Source organism: Actinomyces sp. (assembly GCF_030524025.1).
Lineage (GTDB): Bacteria > Actinomycetota > Actinomycetes > Actinomycetales > Actinomycetaceae > Actinomyces.
Genome location: NZ_JAUNHI010000014.1, coordinates 14,565 through 32,502, shown reverse-complemented (window position 1 = coordinate 32,502; position 17,938 = coordinate 14,565). Strand labels below are relative to the sequence as shown.

Sequence of the window (17,938 nt, the reverse complement as noted above, 5' to 3'; positions counted from 1 at the left end):
AGCGGCGCCGGCTTCTCAGGGAGGACCAGCGCATGACGACCCGTGACCCGACCACCATGCTCACCCGCGTTCAGGTACGCGTGTGCGCGAGGCGACCTCCTGGGACAGGACGCGGCGGAGCATCGTCGAGGAGGTGGTCGGGGTGTAGGGCAGGTAGACCACCCGCGCGCCGACCTCGGCCATCTGCTCCTCCAGGAGCCGGCCCTTGTCGGTGTCGCGCCAGTCGGTGCCCTTGAACAGCAGGTCGAAGGGGGTGCGCTGCCAGGCCACGCGCTTGTCCTGGTCGAGGTCGGGCACGACCTCGTCGACCACCCGCAGCGCAGCCACCATCGCCATGCGCTCGATGTGGGGCACGATCGGGGGGCGCCCCTTCATGCGCACGAGGGACTCGTCGGTGGCCACGCCCACGACGAGGCGGTCGCAGTGGCGCGCGGCGCTGTTGAGGATGTTGAGGTGCCCGATGTGCAGCATGTCGAAGCCGCCGGGGACGTAGCCGGTCAGCATCAGTAGGCCCCCTTCCCGCCGGCGACGGCGCGCAGGGTGGCGGCCAGGACGTAGGTGTCCAGGGCCGCGCCGCGGTTCTCGACGTAGTGCCGGTCCAGGGCCACGGTCGACTCCCAGGACAGGTCCGAGCGGCCCGAGACCTGCCACAGGCCGGTCATCCCGGGCTTGACGAGCAGGCGCCGACGGGCCTCCTCGTCGTACTCGGCGACCTCGTGGGGCAGGGCCGGCCGGGGGCCGACCAGGCTCATCTCGCCGCGCACGACGTTGAACAGCTGGGGCAGCTCGTCCAGGGAGGTGCGCCGGATGAAGCGGCCCACCCGGGTGATCCGGGGGTCCTGCCGGTCCTTGAACAGGATCTCGTTGCCGGCGTCGCCGCCGGACTCGACCAGGGCGGCGCGGCGCTCGTCGGCGTCGATGTACATCGAGCGCAGCTTCCACATCGTGAAGGTCCGGCCGCGCAGACCCACCCGGGTCTGGGTGTAGAACACCGGTCCGGGGGAGTCCAGACGGATGGCCAGGGCCGCCACGGCCAGCACCGGCGAGGCCAGGACGATGATGAGGGCCCCGCCGAGGCGGTCGACGAGGTTCTTGGTCCGCAAGGCGGTGCGCCGCAGGCGGATGTCGATGAGGCCCGACCAGCCGTGGGTGACCGGCAGGCCGTGCATGCGCCCGGGGACGACGTCCTGGAGCCCGGGGGCGATGACCAGGCGGGCCCCGGTGGAGTCCAGCGCGTGCATGATCGACACGAGCGAGTTCGGCGTCACCCCGCCCAGGGTCATGACGACGTCGATGTGCTCGGAGCGCACCGTGCGGGCCAGCGAGGCGACGTCGCCCACGGGGGTGGCGCCGGGGGCACGGCTCTCTCCGGAGGACAGGTAGCCCACGATGAGGAAGCCGTCGCCGGGGTGGCGGCGCAGCTGACGCAGCACCGGCTCGGCGCCGTTGCCCATGACGATGAGGGTCCGGCGCAGCCCATGGCCCTCGACGCGCCGACGGCGCAGCCAGGAGGACTCGGCCCCCCGACCCGCCAGGCTGAGCGCCGCCTGGGCGGCCAGCGGCAGGAGCACCGAGAGGATCGAGGCCCCCGGGGTCGTGTAGTGCGCCAGCAGCAGCGCGGCGGGGGCGGTGGCCACCATCGCGGCCACGACGTGGGCCCAGCCCGAACGGGCCTGGTCGACGACGTCGACCCGGAGCGCCCCCAACGCCCAGGCCAGGGTGATCATGGCGGCCCCCGCGACCGCCGCGCGGCCGGCAGCGGCCGCGCCCGAGCCCATGAGCGCCCCACTGGGCACGAGGACGGCGGCGATGTCGCTGAGGACCAGCCATGTGAGCAGGTCCCGGCGCATGACCGGCCACGGCACGAAGCCGGGTGACGTGAGGGGTGGCAGGAAGCCCCGCGCATCAGCTCGCCGCGTGCGCCGACGGGTGGGCTGATGGGCGTGCGCTGTGGTGGACAGACTAGGCACGACGCCTCCGGTGCTGTGATTCGGGTGGACGGGTGCCGGTTGGGCGGGGCGGGGGGACCCGCACAGCCGGTGCTAAGAAAGGGTAGTGCCAGGAATCGGTTGGAAAGGCCGTTTCAAATCGTGATCTTACCTGTGGCAACATGAGTGCCGCACAGGATCCAGGGTTCATGCGGATCGCGGTTCGATATTGTGACGATACCGTGATGGTACCGTGATCTTCGACGTCGGTCGTGTGCCCGTCGACACCTTTTTTCAACCGGACCAGCGCCGTCTCCTGGCAGGCCGGGGAACTAGCGAGGAGGAGCACCCGTGACCCGTGCAGCGTCTCCCGCCTCCTGGGCGTCCGTGCGACGCGCAGCCGGGGCCAAAGTCGTCGTCATGGTGGTCTCCGGCGCCTTCGGCCTGGTCAACACCCGCCTCATCATCGGCCACTTCGGGGCGGACGCCTACGCGCAGTACGGTCTTCTTGCGACATTCCCCACACTCATGCCCTTCACGGACATGGGGATCGGGGCGGTCATTCTTAACTCGGTGGCCGCTTCTCATGATCTTCCGCATGACGCGGTGGTGCGTCGTACATTGACCACGGCACTGCGGGTACTTCTCGTGTCCGCACTGGTCATCGCCACCGCCGGCATCGTCCTGGCCCTGCTGGGCCTGTGGCCCGCGCTCCTGGGCGCCCGGCTCATGGAGGGCGGGGGGAGGACCGCCACGGCCTGCCTCGTCATCTACGCCGCCGCCCTGCCCCTGAGCGTGGGCCAGCGGGTCGTGGTGGGCATGGGGCGCTCGGCCACCCAGGTCATCAGCCAGGGGGTCGTGTCTCCGGCCCTGTCCTGCCTCCTGCTCGTGGCCATCGTGGCCCGGCTCGACGCGGGCAACGCCGTGTCCGTCCTGTCCTACCTGGCCAACACCCTGGTCTCGGTCATCTGCCTGGTCGTGGCCTGGCGCGCGACGCGTCCGCTGTTGCGCGAGGCGGTGCGGGACGTGCCGCGGCTGCGTTCGGTGCGGGGGGTGCGGATCGTCGACACCGCGGTGCCCCAGCTCGTCCAGTCCCTGGCGATCCCGATCGCCTTCCAGACCGACCGCCTCCTCCTGTCCCACCTGGGCCGCTCCGATGCCCTGGCCCAGTACAACCTCGCCGCCCAGCTGTTCAACCTCCTCACCCAGACGATCGTGGTCACCGGGGTGGCGATGTGGCCGCACTTCGCCCGGGCCCGGGCCGACGGGCGGGTGGAGTCGCCCTTCCGGCCGGCGGTCGTCTTCGGGGCCGGAGGACTGGCACTGGGCGTCGTCCTGGCGGTCCTGACGCCCTGGGCGGCGCGGCTGCTGTCCGACGGCGCCGTCGTCATCCCCCTGGCGCTCATCGTCGCCAGCGTGCTCAACGTCGGCGTCGAGGCCTTCAAGCAGCCCCTGGGCATGTACATGACCGACCCCAGGGGCCTGCGCTTCCAGATGCTGCCGGTCCTCGTCCTCGTGCCGGTCAACCTCGCCCTGTCCTGGGTGCTCATCGAGCACCTCGGCGCCGCCGGCCCGATCCTGGGCTCGGTCCTCGCCGTGGCCCTGTGCCAGATCCTGCCCTACTCCTGGTGGGTGGCGCGTGACGTGCGCCGCCGCCGGAGCGAGGCGGCGGGAGGTGGGCAGTAGCGTGCGCGCCCGCCGCCAGGGGCCGGGCCCGCCCGACCCGCAGGCCCCGGCCGACCCGCCGGGCGGGACCCGGCCTAGCCGCCCTGTGGTGTCCGAACCGCCCCTGTAGGTGACGACGTGACCCCCCAGCCGCCATCTCACACACACCCCGCGCCGGGCAGGCGCCGCCGGCCAGGAGTGCGCGACTCCGTGCGCGCCCTGGCCGCGGCACAGAAGTCGAAGGCGGGAGCCCCCCTGTACTCCCGCCTCATCAACCGGCCGGCGGGCCGGGTGCTGGCGGCACTGGCCCACTGGGCCGGGCTGAGCCCCGACCAGGTCACCGTCCTGTCGGCCTGCTGCACCTACCTGGGCATCATCCTCATCGCCGTGTGGGAGCCCTCGGTGGGCGCCGCTGTCCTCGTGTCGGCCCTGCTCATGCTCGGCTACGCCCTCGACTCCGCCGACGGCCAGCTCGCCCGGCTGCGCCATGGCGGCTCCCGGGCGGGGGAGTGGCTCGACCACGTCGCCGACGTCATCAAGCTCTCCACCATCCACCTGGCCGTCGCGGTCGGCCTGTTCCGCTTCAGCCTCGACCATCTGGCCGGCCCGGGCGCGCTGCTCGTCCCGCTGGCCTTCTCCGCGGTGCAGAACATCCACTTCTTCGGCTACATCCTCACCTACCAGTTGCGTCACCAGGGCGGCACGCCCCTGGCCCGGGACGAGGGCCGGGCGGGCTTCCTCAAGTCCGCCCTGTCGGTGCCCACCGACTACGGGCTCATGTGCCTCGTGCTGGCGCTGCGCTTCGCCCCGACGGTGTTCCTGTGGGTCTACGGCCTCATGCTCGTGGGCTACGCCGCCTACGTGGCCCTGGCCCTGCCCAAGTGGTACCTCGAGCTGCGTCGCGGCTCCTGACAGGAGGGTCGAGGAATGGCACTGCTGACCGGCCGCAAGGCCCTGCTCATCTACACCGGCCGCAAGGACGGCCTGGGCAACCGGGTGCGCGCGCTGCTCAGCGCCCAGGCACTGGCCCAGGCCGAGGACCGCGACCTGTACTACGTGTGGAGCGCCGACACCGACTTCGGTCCCCGCATGGACCAGCTGTGGCGCTACACCGCCGGGCGCCCCGTCCCGCGCCTGGTCTCGCGCGCGCTGGCCCCCCTCCATCCCTACCGGGGGGTCGACATGACCGCCCTGGGCCAGACCGACCGCGCCCGTCACCTCTGGCAGATCCGCTCCGGAGGCCTTGAGGTGGCCGTGCCCGAGGGCGTGCGGGACTGGCGCGGGATCCTGCGCGAGCTCGAGCCGGTCGAGGAGGTGGCCGGCCGCGTGCGCGCGGTCTTCGACGCCGGACTGCGCGGCCGGCCCTACGTCGGCGTGCAGGTGCGCACCCACGCCGTGTCCCACGCCAAGACCGTGGCCTCCTCCCCGGTGGAGTGGTTCGCCCAGCGCATGCGCGCCATCCGCGCCGAGCACCCCGGGGTCGCCTTCTTCCTGTCCTGCGACACCGCCGAGTCCCAGGCACGTCTCATGGAGGAGTTCGAAGACTGCCTGGCCCTGGAGGACAAGGGCGGCTACAACACGGTCGCCGGGGTGCGCTCGGGCCTGGCCGACCTGTACCTGCTCGCCTCGGCCCAGCACCTCGTGGGGGCCTCGTACTCCTCCTTCGTCGAGATGGCCGTGTTCCTGTGTGACGGGATCGTGCCCTTCGAGCGGCCCAACCAGGCACTCGAAGGGCCTGTCGACCTGTCCCTGCCGCTCGCGCCCGATCCGCTGCGCCCCGCGCAGCGGGCCTGACCCGCCGGCCCTGCGGTCAGCCCCGCCTGGTCAGCCCCGCAGCGTCTGGGCGACGACCTCGACCATCGCGGCGCGGTAGCGCTCGACGCTGAACCGCTCGGCCGCCTCGGCCTGCGCGGTGCGCGCCAGGCCCGCGGCGCGGTGGGGGTCGGCGGCCAGGCTGAGCAGCGCGTCGGCCAGGGCACGCGGCGACCCGGGCTCGACGAGCATCCCCGTCACGCCGTCGGAGACAACCTCGACTAGCCCCTGGACCTGGGAGGCGACCAGCGGCCGGGCCGCGTGCATGGCCTCGACCGCGGTGTTGCCGAAGGGCTCGACCCGCGAGGGCACGACCACCGCGTCGGCCCACTCGAGGACCGGCCACGTGGGGTGGACGTAGCCGAGGAGCTCGACCCGCCCGGCAAGGTCGGGCTGGGCGGCGCGTTGGCGCAGCTCCTCCTCGTACCACTCGTAGCCGGGGAAGACCGTGCCGCACACCCGCAGGCGGGCGTTGACCCCTTCGGCCCGCAGGAGCGCGATGGCCTCAAGGGCCACGTCGATGCCTTTGCGGGGCGACAGGCGCGCCACGAGCGCCACGCGGAAGCTCGCCCCGGGCTGGCGCTCCCGCAGGGCGCGGGGCTCGGCGCCGGGGCCCGGGACCCCGTTATGCACCACCTGCGTGCGCCGGGCCAGGAGGGGCTGGACGTCGAGCAGGGCACGTCTGGCGGCCTCCGAGTTGGCTACCACCCGCGTGGCCGCCAGCAGCGGGGTGTTGAGGCCCGTGCGCACGAGCCGGTTCTGGGTGGACTCGGCCTCGTGGACGTGGACGAGCACCGGAACCCCCGCCGCGCGTCCGGCGGCGGGCCACCAGGGCATCGTCACCGTGTTGACCAGCAGGAGGTCGGCGCCGGAGGCCGTCACGACCCCGCGCAGCCTGGCCGTCTCGGAGGCCGCCTCGCCGACGAGGCGGGCCAGCCCGCGCGGGGTGAGCAGGGCCTTGCGCAGGACGGTGAAGGGGATGAGAGCCACCGCCGCCCCGGCCTCGCGCAGCGCCCCCGCCAGGGGGCCGTCATGGGGCAGGGCGACCTTGACGCGGTGGCCGGCGCCCACGAGGGCCACGACCGTCTCGAGGAGCTGGCGGTCCGAGCCGTACAGGTCGGGGGAGGGGTGGGCGACCAGGATGGTCGCGGCGCCGGCGCTCATGCGGGCACCTTCCCCGTGCGCCGTCCGCTGGGTCGGCGACGCCGTGGGCCCTGTGTCGCCAGGCGGCGGCACAGGGACTCGTAGCGCAGCGCCACCTCGTCCCAGTCATAGGCGGCGGCGCGCTCGCGCGAGCGCGCCCCGCGCTCGGCCTGGGCGTCGGGATCGGCCTCCGCCGAGGACACGAGGGCGGCGACGTCCTGGGCGGTGCTCCAGTAGCGCCCGGCGCCGGCCAGCACCTCGCGGTTGAAGGAGACGTCGAAGGCGTCGACCGGTGCCCCGGCGCCGAGGGCCCGCAGCAGGGAGGGGTTCGTCCCGCCCACCGAGTGCCCGTGGTGGTAGACCAGGGCGCCGGCGTAGAGCTGGTCGAGGAGGTCCTGGTCCCACACGCTGCCCAGGAAGCGGACGCGGGAGTCCGCCAGGGACTCCACCCGCCGGGTGTACTCGTCGGCGTAGGGCGCCGCGCCGACGACGACAAGGGGCAGGCGGGCCGCGGAGAGGGTGTAGCCCTCGACGACGACGTCGACGTGGTTCTCGACCTCGAAGCGGGCCACGACCAGATGGTAGCCGCCCGGGGTCAGGCCGAGCTCGGCCAGCCGGTCGGTGCCCGGCTCGATCCGCGGCGCGCCGTAGGAGATGAGCTCGGTGGGCGCCCGGAACTCCAGGTCGTAGTACTCGGCGATGCCCTGGGCGTCGGCGATGAGGGCATCGGAGTAGCGCACGGCCGCGGCCTCCGCGGCACGGTAGTAGCGCCGGCCACCGGGACCCCATTTGCCGCGCTGCCACTCCAGGCCGTCGACATGCGTGGCCACGGGGACCCGTGCGGCCCGCAGCGCGGGCAGGAACGGGGCGTTGGCCGAGTTGAAGACGACGGCGACGTCGGGGCGGGGCCGGGCCAGCAGGTGGGCCACGGACAGGCCGGTGTGTGACAAAGTCTCCAGGCTGCGCCGCCTCATGGCGGGCAGCTCGACAACGCGCATGCCCTCGTGCACGGCCGGCAGGGGCTGGGAGCGGTCGGGGTTGCGGGAGTAGACGAGCACGCGGTGCCCGCGGGAGGCCAGGCGGCGGCCGACTTCCTCGATGGCGGTCTCGAATCCTCCGTAGCGGGCGGGCACCCCCCGGGTCCCGATCATGGAGATCCTCAGGCTGTCAGGGTTCAGGGCGGTCATTGGGTTCTTTCGTGAAGGACGTCGTCGAAGGCGGGCGTCGGTGCTGACGCCGTGTCGCCACCGGCGGGCCTGTGCCGGTGGGGCCGGGCGTGTCGGCACCGGCCCGCCCAGGCTACCGCCGTGCCAGGGGTGGGGCGAGACGGGCGGTGGGCAGCCCGGCCCGTCGGCCGGGCCGACGGGGTGGGTGTCACCTGAAGCCGCAACGTGCTTATCCTGCCCTTGTGACCCGATTCGTACGGACCTCGCTCGTCATCGCCGTGTCAGTGTGCGCCCTGGCCGCCTCCGCCTGCTCGGACTCCTCCGAGTCCTCGGCCACACCGTCTCCCAGTGTGCCGACGGTCGGCACCCCGGATCCCACGACGGTGCCCACCGAGGTGATGACCCCCGCATCTGTCGACCCCACTGAGCAGGCCCAGGCGACCCAACAGGTCGAGCAGGGCGACATCGCCGCGGACCAGGTCGAGTCCGTCCCCTTCGGCCAGGCGGTGGCCCTCGATGACGGACTGGTCGTCTCCGCCGGGACCCCCACCGCCGCCGAGCTGAGCGCGGGCGCCGGGGAGCTCGGCGGCCCGGGTGTCATCGTGCCGGTCACCGTCGCCAATTCCACCGGTGAGGAGCTGCCCCTGAGCGGTCTGGTCGCCACCGTCGCCTACGGGCCCGACCAGACCCCTGCCTCCGAGGTCCTCACCGCCTCGGACCCGGCCCCCGCGACACTGGCCGCCGGTGAGGCGATCGTCCTCGAGATGGCCTTCCTCGTGCCCGCCGAGGGCCTCGACGCGATGACCGTCGTCGTCGATCCCGGCGCCGGGTCGCGTGCGGCGGTCTTCACCGGCTCGGCCGCCTGAGGGCCGAGCAGATGCCGCTGAGACTTCGCTGAGAACTCGCAGGGCGCCCTCTGGTCGAGCCGTGGGGGTGCTGGCGGCCGGCCGCGGGCCGCGGCGGGGAGCCGGCGGCCTTGGAATGCTGCCGGACGTCCGGAGAATCTCCGGGGGCGGGTGCTCGGACGCAATGTCCGGCGGCGGTCGACGGTGCATCTGGTGCGTCAGTAGTCCTGTGATACCGGTGTGACACCGCGTGCAATGTCACAGGCATTCCAGTTCACACCCGGCGGCCAAGGCGCTCTACTGTGTCTCGCAACCCGATTTCCCTGGCGCCGCCCGAGCAGCGGGCCACACAATCCCAACAAGTCGGCTGGGACTTTGTTCCCAGTCAGTGAACACCCTCGTCTCCGGAGCCGCCTCGTGCCGCGTCTCAAGCGCCGTCTGCGTCCTGTCCTTATCCTGAGCATCGCCCTGAGTTTTGCCCTAGCCGTTGGGGGAGGTTTCATCCCAGCCGCCCCCGCTCACGCCGATTCGGCTCCCGAGCCCCAGACCGTGTCCGCCGACGCCCTGCCGACCGTGCAGATCAACGGTGTCGTGTGGGACCAGGAGGTGGTGGGCAACACCGTCTACGTCGCGGGCTCCTTCACCCAGGCCCGCCCCGCGGGCTCGCCCAAGGGCAGCAACGAGACCCCCCGCGCCAACCTGCTCGCCTACGACATCACGACCGGTGAGATGCTCGACTGGGCGCCGACGTCCAATGGTGCGGTCAACACGATCACCGCCTCGGCGGACGGCTCGATCCTCTATCTCGGGGGCGAGTTCACCCAGCTCAACGGGGAGACCACCTGGCGGGTCGGCTCGGTGTCCGCCGACACCGGCACGCGGATCCCCGTGGGCGCCTCGGCCAACGCCACTGTCAGGGCGCTCGAGCTGGGTGCCGACGGGACGACCCTGTACATCGGGGGCACCTTCACCCAGATCAACTCCTCGGCCCGCCAGCGCGTGGCGGCCATCGACCTGACCACTCAGAGGCTGACCTCCTTCACGGCGCCGGTGGACAACTACTTCGTGCGCACCATCGCCGCGGCGGTCGACGGCAGCGCCGTGGCCATCGGCGGTGCCTTCACCTCGGTGGGCTCGCAGTCCAACCCCGGCTACGGCATGGCGATCCTCGAGCCCGACGGCCAGCTGAGGCCCAACAACCTGACCTCGGTGGTGCGCAACGCGACGAGCTACGCCTCGATCATGTCCCTGGAGGCCGACGCCCAGGGCCTGTACGGCGCCGGGTACTCCATGTCCCGCATCGACGGGACCATCGAGGGGATCTTCCGCGCCAACTGGCAGACCGGGGACCTCGACTACCTGGCCGACTGCCACGGGGACTCCTTCGACGTCCACCCCACCGCCGACGTCGTCTACGTCTCGAGCCACACGCACGACTGCTCCAACATCGGTGGGTTGCCGGACTCCAAGCAGTACTACAACGCCGTGGCCTACACGAACGCGGCCACGGGCACGGTCGGGACGAACACGGCCTCGGGGTACACCAACCACGCCGGCCAGCCGGCCACGACCAACCTCAACTTCTATCCGGTGTTCACCAACGGCACCTACACCGGCTCGGACCAGGCGACCTGGACGGTTGAGGGCAACTCGGAGTACGTCGTCTACGGCGGGGAGTTCCTCTCGGTCAACGGCACGGCGCAGCAGGGCCTGGTCCGTTTCGCCCGCCGGGACATCGCGCCCAACGCCCAGGGCCCCATGGACAAGGGCGGCGCCTACGAGGTGACCGCGCAGTCGCCCAGCCCCGGCCTGGTCAGCCTGTCCTTCAAGGCCAACTGGGACCGCGACGACCGGACCTTGACCTACAAGGTCTACCGGGACGACGACGCGACCACACCGATCTCCACCCAGACGGTCTCGGCGGGTTTCTGGGCGCTGCCGCAGCTGAGCGCCACTGACACCGTCGAACCGGGGACGACCCACCGCTACCGCGTCGTCGTCGAGGACCCGTGGGGGGCCTCGACCCGCTCGGACTGGGTGACCGTGACCGCCGCCGACCGGGACGGCTCTGACGAGCTGGGCCCCTACGGCCTGCGGATCATCCAGGACGGCGCGACGAGCTACTGGCCGCTCGATGAGAAGTCGGGCGTCGCCGGGGCCGACCTCGTCGGCGGGGCCAACCTGACGCTCAACGGCGAGGCCTACAGCCGCGGCCAGGAGGGCGCCGTCGGCTCGGGCAAGGCCGTGGCCTTCTCCCCCTCGCGCCGCTCGGTCAGCTTCGGCACGACGACCTCGGCCCGCACCGCCCCGGGCGTGTTCTCGATCGAGGCATGGTTCAACACGACGTCGAGCTCGGGCGGGGTCATCGCCAACTTCGGCTCCTCGACCACCGGCTCGTCGATGAGCAAGGACCGGATGGTCTACATGCGCAACGACGGGACCCTGGGCTTCATGCTCTACCCCGGGGAGGTGACGACCATCGCGAGCCCTCGGTCCTACAACGACGGCAACTGGCACCACGTCGTGGCCACGATGAGCCCGACCGAGGGCTCGGCCCTCTACGTCGACGGCGAGCTCGTCGGCGCCGACGCCACGATGACCCGCGGGCAGTCCTTCGACGGGTTCTGGCGCGTCGGCGGGGACTCGGTGGCCGGAGTCGCCGTGGCCCCCTCCTCGGGCTTCTTCACGGGCTCGATCGACGAGGTCGCCGTCTACGGCACCGCCCTGGGCGCGGACGCGGTGCGCGCCCACTACGCCCTGGGCACCGGGCAGGACCCCGCGGACCCGCAGGCCCCCGAGGCGGACGAGCAGGACCAGAGCACCCTGCTGGCCGACGACTTCTCCCGGACCACCTCGCGCGGCTGGGGCAGTGCGGACACCGGCGGCTCGTGGACGGTGGGCTGGGGCAACACCCGCTTCTCCACCGCCGACTCCCAGGGGCGCATCGCCATGACGGGGGCCAAGTCCTCCGCGTCGATCAGCTCCCAGGTGCTCGCCTCGACCTCCACCGAGGCGGTTATCGACATGTCCTTCGACGCGGTGCCCACGGGTAACGGGGCCTACATGTCCTACCAGGCGCGTAAGACGAGCGCCGGCACCTACCAGGCGGGCATCCGCCTGACCTCCAACGGCACCGTGACCCTGACGGTCTCCAAGGTCGTCGACGGCAAGGAGACGGTGCTGGGCACCGCGCGCCTCGAGGGTACCTACGAGGCCGGCGACCCGCTCCACCTGCGGATCGTCGTCGACGGAGAGGAGGCGACGACCCTGCGGGCCCGCGCCTGGACCGGTGACGCCGAGCCCGAGGCCTGGCAGATCGACACGGTCGACTCCGAGGGCACCCTCAACGGCCCGGGGTCGGTGGGCTTCACGACCTACATGTCGGCCTCCGCCGGCCAGGACGAGACGGTCAACGTCGCCATCGACTCGGTGACCGTCAAGCGCCTGGGCTGATCCCTCCGCCGCATGATGCGGGCGGGCCGTGCCGGTGGGCGCGGCCCGCCCGCCTCGTGTCTCAGGGCCTCAGCGGGGCGGTCAGCGAGCGCGGCGGTGCGTCAGCGGGGCAGGGGCACCTCGGGGCCGGGCAGCGTCCCGCGTCGTGCCGCCCGGGCCAGGCGCAAACCGTCGTAGATGGCGGCCGCCGCCGTGCGCACGGGCGCCGAGGAGCCCAGGAGCTGGCGCCGGCCGCCGCGCAGGACCACCTCGCGGGCGGTGGACACCGAGGAGGCGGCCCACCGGCGTTGCTCGGCGGGCTCGAGCCACAGGGCGGCCAGCAGCAGCCGGTTGCGGATGTTGTAGTAGTAGTAGGTGAGGGACTTGGCCCGGCTGCCGGACACATTGTGCGTGCCCCCCTCGTCGTGGACGGCGGTGGCATCGGGCAGGGCGACGAGCCGGCCCCCCGCCCGCAGCACCCGCCAGGAGAAGTCGACGTCCTCCCAGTACAGGAAGTACCGGGCGTCGAAGCCCTCGACTGCCTCGAACAGGGTGCTTGACAGCGCCAGGCACGCCCCCGACAACCACGGCCGTGTGCCGCCTGGGGGCACGGGGCGCCGGGACCGCGGCGAGCGCATCGACCCGTCGGCCAGGCACACGACAGCGCGGTCGGCCACGACCACGCCCTGGGAGCTGCGCAGCACCGGGGCCACGAGGCTCAGCGGCTCGGCGTCGGCCCGTGCCACGAGGCGCAGGAGGTCCTCCCGGGCGATGACGGCGTCGGGGTTGAGCAGGACGAGCAGGTCGCGGCCCTCGTCGTGGGCGCGTGCCACCCCCCGGTTCATCCCCCCGCCGAAGCCGGTGTTCGTCCCGGGCCGCACGAGCTCCCACCCCTGTCGGCGGCACAGGTCCGCCGTCCGCGCCCCTGCATCCGGCTCGGGGTCGTTCTCGACGACCACGATGAGCGCCTCGGGCGCGGCGCGGCCCACCGCGGCGAGGTTGCGCCCCAGGAGCTCGGCGGAGCCGTAGCTGACGACGACGACGACGGTGCGGCTCAGGAGGGCGGCCTCGACCTCGGTCCGGGGGGCGGCCTCGCCCTCAGGGCCGAGGTCGCCGGGCCGGCGGTGTGCGGCAGATGCTGCGGTGGGGGCAGGGGCCATGGTCGGAGCCTTCCGGAAGTGGTCAGGGAGCGGTGGCGCACGGCAAGGACGTGGCCCAGGGATAGTACCGTCGTGACCGTGGCCCGGTCGGGTCACCAGAAAGGAGTCCCTGTGGAACACGCGCACAACGGGACCGGGGCCCTACCCCGGTTGACTGTGGCGGTGCTTACTTTTCGGCGCAACGTCTACCTGGCCGAGCTGTTGCCGACACTCATCGACCAGGCCCGCTCCTGTGGCGGGGTGGAGCGGGCCCGGGTGCTCGTGGTCGACAACGACCCCGGTGCCGGGGCGGCGCAGACCATCGAGGCGGCCCGTCCCGCCGACGGCCCCGGCCTGCTCCTGGGCGTCCACGAGCCCGAGCCGGGCATCGTCGCCGGGCGCAACCGCGCCCTGGAGGAGTGTGCCGAGGAGGACCTGCTCGTCTTCATTGACGACGACGAGATACCCCAGGACGGGTGGCTCGGCGCGCTGGTCGAGGCCTGGGGAGACGGGGGGTGCGCGGCCGTGACCGGCCCGACGCCGCCGCGCTTCGAGCTCGCCCCTGATGCCTGGGTGAGTGCCTCGGGCGCCTTCGACTCCTGGCGGGCCCAGGACGGCGCCGCGGTCACGAGCGCCGACACCGGCAACCTGCTCCTGGACCTGGCGGTCGTGCGCCGCCTGGGCCTGCGCTTCGACCCCCGGTACGGGCTGACCGGTGGCGAGGACTCGCTGTTCACCCGCCAACTCACCCGCGCCGGGGGCGTCATCCGTTTCGCGGGCCGGGCGGTGGTCACCAAGCGGGTGCCTCCTTCCCGGGCCACACGCCGGTGGGTGCTCCAGCGCGCTTACCGCTCGGGCTCGTCGTGGGCGCGGGTGCGGATCGACACGGCGCCCGGTGCGCGCCTGCCGTTGCGCCTGGCCTACGCCGCCAAAGGGGCGGCCAAGGCGGGCGTCGACGGCCTGCGCGCCGTGGCCGCCGGCGCGCGGGGCGACGTTGGTGCGCGGGCCCTCCATGAGGTCTCCAGCCGCGGAGGCCTGGGGATGGTGGTCGGCGCCTTCGACGTCCGCGTGCGCGAGTACGGGCGCACGGGCCGCGGAGGCCGGCGATGACCGGGGCCCGGGCCCTGACCGTGGCCATCCCGACCTACAAGCGCCCCGAGGCCCTCGCCCGCGCCCTGGCCGGGGTCGGCGCGGAGATCGGCGGCCTGCCGGCGGCACAGCAGGCGGTCGCCGAGGTTCTCGTCATCGACAACGACCCGCAGGGCTCGGCCGGGCCGGTCGTGGCCGAGGCGCAGGCCGGTCCGCACGGCGCCCACCTGCGCCTCGTGGCCGAGCCGACCCCGGGGGTGGCCGCGGTGCGCAACCGGGCACTGGATGAGGCGGGGATCTCCGAGGCAGACGGGCTGCTGGTCTTCATCGACGATGACGAGGCGCCCGAGCCCGGCTGGCTGAGTCTGTTGCTCCAGACCCGGGAGCGCTTCGGGGCCCAGGCGGTGGCCGGGCTCGTCGTCCCCGACTACGAGGTCTCGCCCGACGCCTGGGTGCGGGCGGGCGGCTTCTTCGACCGGCGGACCTGGCCCACCGGAACGGCCCGGGGCGTGGCCGCGACGAACAACCTCCTGGTCGACCTTGCCTTCGTGCGCGGGCGGGGCCTGCGCTTCGACGAGGCCTTCGGCGCCACCGGGGGAGAGGACACCCTGTTCACCCGACGCCTGGTGGCGGCCGGGGGCACGATCGTGTGGTGCGCCGAGGCCAGGGTCCGCGACCACGTGCCCGTCGAGCGGCTGGACCACGGGTGGATCCTGCGCCGCCAGCGCTCCCACGCGGCCACTGCCGTGCGCGTCGATCTCGCCCTGGCCGGCCCCGGCGCCCACCTGGGGCGGCGGGCGCGGGCCCTGGGCGGCGGAGCGTTGCGGGTGGCCGCGGGGTACACCCGCCAGTGCGCGGGCCTTCTGACCGGCTCGATGACCCACCGCGCCCGCGGGGCACGGCTCGTGGCCAGGGGGCGGGGGATGGCTGCGGCTGCCCTCGGCCGGGGCGTGCACGCCGAGTACGGGCGCTAGGCAGGAGCCGTGCCGGGTTCGTACCTTCTGTGCCGTGACCGCACGTTGACCGTGCGACGTCGGCACATATGGTACGAACGCGGTGGCGCGCAGCGGCGCGGCGGTGCGACATGGGCGCATAAGGTACGAACGCGGTGGCGCCGGGCAGCGTGACCCTGCGACCTCACCGGCCGACCGTCGACCTCACGAGCTCGCCCTCGTCCCTCCGACCCTCGTCCCCCAGGGCGGCCGCCATGACGATGGCCAGGAAGGGGGGCAGGATCGTCAGCGGGCCGACGAGAACGTTCATGACGGTGACGAGCACGGCGATGAGCAGCCAGGCGCGCGTGCGCAGCGTGCCCAGGTCGGCACGCAGCACGCGCAGCGCCATGACCAGGCCGAGCGCCATGAGCACCGCGCCGGGCACGGACAGCGCGATCCACGCGTCGACCAGGCCGGAGTGCAGCTCGAAGCCGTTGCCGAACATGTACTGCTGGACATAGCCGTTGTCGGGGTTGTAGCCGAGGTCCTTCATCCCGTTCATGGCGATCCGTACATCCTCGTAGCGGGGCATCACCCCGGCCCCGTACCCCCACGGCCGGTTGGTCAGCAGCGCCCAGGAGGCGCCCAGCTCGGGGCGGGCCGCCAGGAAGGGGTTGGTCGAACCGCCGGCCTGAGCGGCGGTGCGGTCCTGGGCGTCCTGGCCGAGGTAGCCCGACAACGAGGCGAGGATGACAACGACGAGCGCCGCCACGGTCATCCCCGCCACGAGGAGCGACTGGTTGAAGCGCAGGCGCTCGGGCGACCAGTGGCGCACCGGCAGCGTCGCGGCCACCGCCTGCCAGATGAGCAGGGCCATGATGAGGAGCATGAATCCGGAGGTGGCTCGGGAGTCCGCCAGGAGGAAGGAAACAGCCAGCGCCCCCGCGATCGTCGCCTGCACCAGGCGTCCCCGGCCCTGGGTCATGGCCGTCACGGTGATGGCCACGGCGACCCCCAGGCCGAACTTCCAGGCGTTGGGCGAGGTCTGCAGCAAGGACAGGTTGTCGATGACCATGCCCACCCCGAAGGCGGCCACCGCGCCGCGCAGCCTCAGGCGCCGGCCGGCCCACACCAGTGTCGCCACGACGGCGGGCAGCCCGGCGGCCAGCAGCAGCACCGAGCGCCGCGCCGAGACCAGCACGGTGAACTCCCCCATCGCCGCGAGGGACAGCACCCACCCTGCAACGACGGCCAGCGCGGCGCTGAGCAGCAGCCAGGTGAAGCCTCGTGAGCGCCGGATGGCCGTCCAGGTCACCGGCAGGAACACGAGGGCGGCGCAGTCTCCCACGACGATCCCCCCGGCGATCTCGGTGCGCATGGCGACCAGTGCCGCCATGGCGGCGGCAGCGACGGCCTCCCAGGTCAGGCGGGTGGGCGACGGCCGGGACGGACCGACGGCCGGGGCCGCCGCCGTCATGTGCTTGGGGGCGGGGCGGAGCGGCGGCCCATGCGTGCCACGTGCCGGATCTGGGTGCGTCTGCTGGGCGGCAGGGCCACGCGGGTGCCTCTGGTCGCGCTGGTTCTGCGGTGCAGGACAAGGGCGACGCCGGCGCCGACCATCGCGCCCAGGGCCGCCCCGATGAGCGCGTAGCGGGACTTCGAGGGCCCCGACGGGGCGCCGGGCAGGGAGGCGGTATCGACATCGGTCAGGGTCAGCGCGAGCTCCTCCTCCTGCCCCTTGACCGACATCTCGGAGACCACCCCGCGCAGGGCCTCGATCTCGGCCTTGGCGATCGTCTGGGCGTCCTCGGCGTTCGAGGCGCGGGCCGTCACCTCGACGATGAGGCTGTTGGTAGCGTTGGACAGCTCGACCGAGGAGCGGATCTGTGACGGCTTCATCCCAGTGGACTCGGCGACCTCGGCGATGATGGTCTCGGAGGTGCCCACCTCGATGAGCGTGGGCATGATCGCCGAGATGACGGTGGTCGAGGAGGTGACCGACTGGGTGCCGTCGCCCGGGTCGGCGGCCACGAGGGCGCTGGCCCGGGAGGTGTAGACCGGTGTGCTCGCGGCGGCCAGGACCAGCCCGGCGATCAGGCCCAGCACGAGGTGCACGAGCACGAGGGGGATGTGCCTGCGCAGTGCGTTGAGGATCTCGTCGGGCTCCATGGCCTGCTCCTTGTCGTCCTGCGGGGCGCGGGCCCCGGCGGCGGTCGTCATGGGTGGTGCGCCCCGGGTCAGGACACTGAGAAGCCGCTCTGCGCGGGGGTGACGAGGGGAACGGACTCCACCAGGCCGAAGCCGGGCAGGAGCACCTCGACGTCGTCGGCACCGTCCAGGCCGTCGAAGACCGCGAAGGCCTCCGTGAGGTCCTGGTCGGAGGAGGTCGACACGACGGCGGGCTGCTCGGGCCGGGCCTGCAGCGCCACCCCCCGGGACAAGGACATGAGCCGCAGACCCGCGGGGACCAGGGCGCCGCCCTCCTCGGTGAAGGCACCGGTCGACGTCAGCAGCTCGGTGCCGGCGCCGCGGGCGGCCACCCGCACCACCGTCTGGCCGTCGATGACCGCGACCGGGCCGATGAGGATCTGGGGCTCGGCCGCCGCGGTGGACTGCGCGTCGATGACCGCCTGGGCCTCGATGCGGCTCGTCACGTGGTTGGTCACAACGGCGGCGGTCGCGACCCCCAGGCCGCCCGCGGCCACAGTGATGAGGCGTCGTCTGCTCAGCATGGTTACCTCCTGCGCATCCGTGCGCGCGGCGCGGGGCGCCGCCGGCTGGTCG

Annotated in this window: 15 protein-coding genes; 7 read left to right on the top strand and 8 right to left on the bottom strand. The window is 73.0% G+C overall.

Annotated features, from left to right (window positions below):
• Nucleotides 1-60 precede the first annotated feature (60 nt).
• On the bottom strand, nucleotides 61-504 hold the full coding sequence (locus Q4C85_RS06960; protein ID WP_303140843.1) for an adenylyltransferase/cytidyltransferase family protein: 444 nt from the start codon (nucleotides 502-504) through the stop codon (nucleotides 61-63).
• Nucleotides 504-1,850, bottom strand: coding sequence for a sugar transferase (locus tag Q4C85_RS06955; protein ID WP_303140842.1), 1,347 nt, complete (start codon nucleotides 1,848-1,850; stop codon nucleotides 504-506). The genes Q4C85_RS06960 and Q4C85_RS06955 overlap by 1 nt, the downstream gene beginning before the upstream one ends.
• A 429-nt stretch (nucleotides 1,851-2,279) precedes the next feature.
• Between Q4C85_RS06955 and Q4C85_RS06950 the strand changes: the two genes are divergently transcribed.
• From Q4C85_RS06950 to Q4C85_RS06940, 3 genes are all read left to right on the top strand, one after another.
• On the top strand, nucleotides 2,280-3,614 hold the full coding sequence (locus Q4C85_RS06950) for an MATE family efflux transporter (protein WP_368501428.1): 1,335 nt from the start codon (nucleotides 2,280-2,282) through the stop codon (nucleotides 3,612-3,614).
• A gap of 189 nt (nucleotides 3,615-3,803) precedes the next feature.
• Nucleotides 3,804-4,505 (top strand): CDP-alcohol phosphatidyltransferase family protein, encoded by a 702-nt coding sequence (locus tag Q4C85_RS06945; protein ID WP_303140841.1) that lies wholly within the window; start codon nucleotides 3,804-3,806, stop codon nucleotides 4,503-4,505.
• A gap of 15 nt (nucleotides 4,506-4,520) precedes the next feature.
• A complete protein-coding gene (locus Q4C85_RS06940; RefSeq protein ID WP_303140840.1) occupies nucleotides 4,521-5,387 on the top strand; it encodes a hypothetical protein in 867 nt (288 codons plus the stop codon).
• Between the two features lie 30 nt (nucleotides 5,388-5,417).
• On the opposite strand, the gene Q4C85_RS06935 is transcribed toward Q4C85_RS06940, so the two are convergent.
• Both Q4C85_RS06935 and Q4C85_RS06930 read right to left on the bottom strand, forming a co-directional pair.
• Nucleotides 5,418-6,569: a glycosyltransferase family 4 protein gene (locus tag Q4C85_RS06935; RefSeq protein WP_303140838.1), complete on the bottom strand. Its 1,152-nt coding sequence runs from the start codon at nucleotides 6,567-6,569 to the stop codon at nucleotides 5,418-5,420.
• The gene (locus Q4C85_RS06930; RefSeq protein WP_303140836.1) at nucleotides 6,566-7,735 is read right to left on the bottom strand and encodes a DUF1972 domain-containing protein; all 1,170 of its coding nucleotides are present in this window, start codon (nucleotides 7,733-7,735) and stop codon (nucleotides 6,566-6,568) included. The genes Q4C85_RS06935 and Q4C85_RS06930 overlap by 4 nt, the downstream gene beginning before the upstream one ends.
• A 221-nt stretch (nucleotides 7,736-7,956) precedes the next feature.
• On the opposite strand from Q4C85_RS06930, the gene Q4C85_RS06925 reads away from it, so the two are divergent.
• Both Q4C85_RS06925 and Q4C85_RS06920 read left to right on the top strand, forming a co-directional pair.
• Entirely contained in the window at nucleotides 7,957-8,580 is a 624-nt protein-coding gene (locus Q4C85_RS06925; protein WP_303140835.1) for a hypothetical protein, read from the top strand.
• A gap of 528 nt (nucleotides 8,581-9,108) precedes the next feature.
• The gene (locus tag Q4C85_RS06920; protein ID WP_303140834.1) at nucleotides 9,109-12,012 is read left to right on the top strand and encodes a LamG domain-containing protein; all 2,904 of its coding nucleotides are present in this window, start codon (nucleotides 9,109-9,111) and stop codon (nucleotides 12,010-12,012) included.
• A gap of 101 nt (nucleotides 12,013-12,113) precedes the next feature.
• On the opposite strand, the gene Q4C85_RS06915 is transcribed toward Q4C85_RS06920, so the two are convergent.
• Entirely contained in the window at nucleotides 12,114-13,151 is a 1,038-nt protein-coding gene (locus Q4C85_RS06915; RefSeq protein WP_303140833.1) for a glycosyltransferase family 2 protein, read from the bottom strand.
• Between the two features lie 111 nt (nucleotides 13,152-13,262).
• Between Q4C85_RS06915 and Q4C85_RS06910 the strand changes: the two genes are divergently transcribed.
• Nucleotides 13,263-14,240 (top strand): glycosyltransferase family 2 protein, encoded by a 978-nt coding sequence (locus tag Q4C85_RS06910; RefSeq protein ID WP_303140832.1) that lies wholly within the window; start codon nucleotides 13,263-13,265, stop codon nucleotides 14,238-14,240.
• On the top strand, nucleotides 14,237-15,193 hold the full coding sequence (locus tag Q4C85_RS06905) for a glycosyltransferase family 2 protein (RefSeq protein WP_303140831.1): 957 nt from the start codon (nucleotides 14,237-14,239) through the stop codon (nucleotides 15,191-15,193). Before Q4C85_RS06910 ends, Q4C85_RS06905 begins: the two co-directional genes overlap by 4 nt.
• A gap of 163 nt (nucleotides 15,194-15,356) precedes the next feature.
• Here the strand turns inward: Q4C85_RS06905 and Q4C85_RS06900 are convergent, their stop codons facing one another.
• The 3 genes from Q4C85_RS06900 to Q4C85_RS06890 are packed head-to-tail and all read right to left on the bottom strand — an operon-like array spanning nucleotide 15,357 to nucleotide 17,886.
• The gene (locus Q4C85_RS06900) at nucleotides 15,357-16,631 is read right to left on the bottom strand and encodes a hypothetical protein (protein ID WP_303140829.1); all 1,275 of its coding nucleotides are present in this window, start codon (nucleotides 16,629-16,631) and stop codon (nucleotides 15,357-15,359) included.
• Complete coding sequence (locus tag Q4C85_RS06895) at nucleotides 16,628-17,374, bottom strand: YveK family protein (protein WP_303140828.1); 747 nt, start codon at nucleotides 17,372-17,374, stop codon at nucleotides 16,628-16,630. Before Q4C85_RS06895 ends, Q4C85_RS06900 begins: the two co-directional genes overlap by 4 nt.
• A 17-nt stretch (nucleotides 17,375-17,391) precedes the next feature.
• Nucleotides 17,392-17,886, bottom strand: a complete 495-nt coding sequence (locus Q4C85_RS06890) for a hypothetical protein (protein ID WP_303140826.1) — start codon at nucleotides 17,884-17,886, stop codon at nucleotides 17,392-17,394.
• Nucleotides 17,887-17,938 lie beyond the last annotated feature (52 nt).

What these genes read in the sequence shown, in the direction of transcription:
- Q4C85_RS06955 (WP_303140842.1), bottom strand. Translation starts at nt 1,850, where the DNA reads ATGCGCCGGGACCTGCTCACATGGCTGGTCCTCAGCGACATCGCCGCC.
- Q4C85_RS06915 (WP_303140833.1), bottom strand. Translation starts at nt 13,151, where the DNA reads ATGGCCCCTGCCCCCACCGCAGCATCTGCCGCACACCGCCGGCCCGGC.
- Q4C85_RS06930 (WP_303140836.1), bottom strand. Translation starts at nt 7,735, where the DNA reads ATGACCGCCCTGAACCCTGACAGCCTGAGGATCTCCATGATCGGGACC.
- Q4C85_RS06900 (WP_303140829.1), bottom strand. Translation starts at nt 16,631, where the DNA reads ATGACGGCGGCGGCCCCGGCCGTCGGTCCGTCCCGGCCGTCGCCCACC.
- Q4C85_RS06895 (WP_303140828.1), bottom strand. Translation starts at nt 17,374, where the DNA reads ATGACGACCGCCGCCGGGGCCCGCGCCCCGCAGGACGACAAGGAGCAG.
- Q4C85_RS06960 (WP_303140843.1), bottom strand. Translation starts at nt 504, where the DNA reads ATGCTGACCGGCTACGTCCCCGGCGGCTTCGACATGCTGCACATCGGG.
- Q4C85_RS06905 (WP_303140831.1), top strand. Translation starts at nt 14,237, where the DNA reads ATGACCGGGGCCCGGGCCCTGACCGTGGCCATCCCGACCTACAAGCGC.
- Q4C85_RS06935 (WP_303140838.1), bottom strand. Translation starts at nt 6,569, where the DNA reads ATGAGCGCCGGCGCCGCGACCATCCTGGTCGCCCACCCCTCCCCCGAC.
- Q4C85_RS06940 (WP_303140840.1), top strand. Translation starts at nt 4,521, where the DNA reads ATGGCACTGCTGACCGGCCGCAAGGCCCTGCTCATCTACACCGGCCGC.
- Q4C85_RS06890 (WP_303140826.1), bottom strand. Translation starts at nt 17,886, where the DNA reads ATGCTGAGCAGACGACGCCTCATCACTGTGGCCGCGGGCGGCCTGGGG.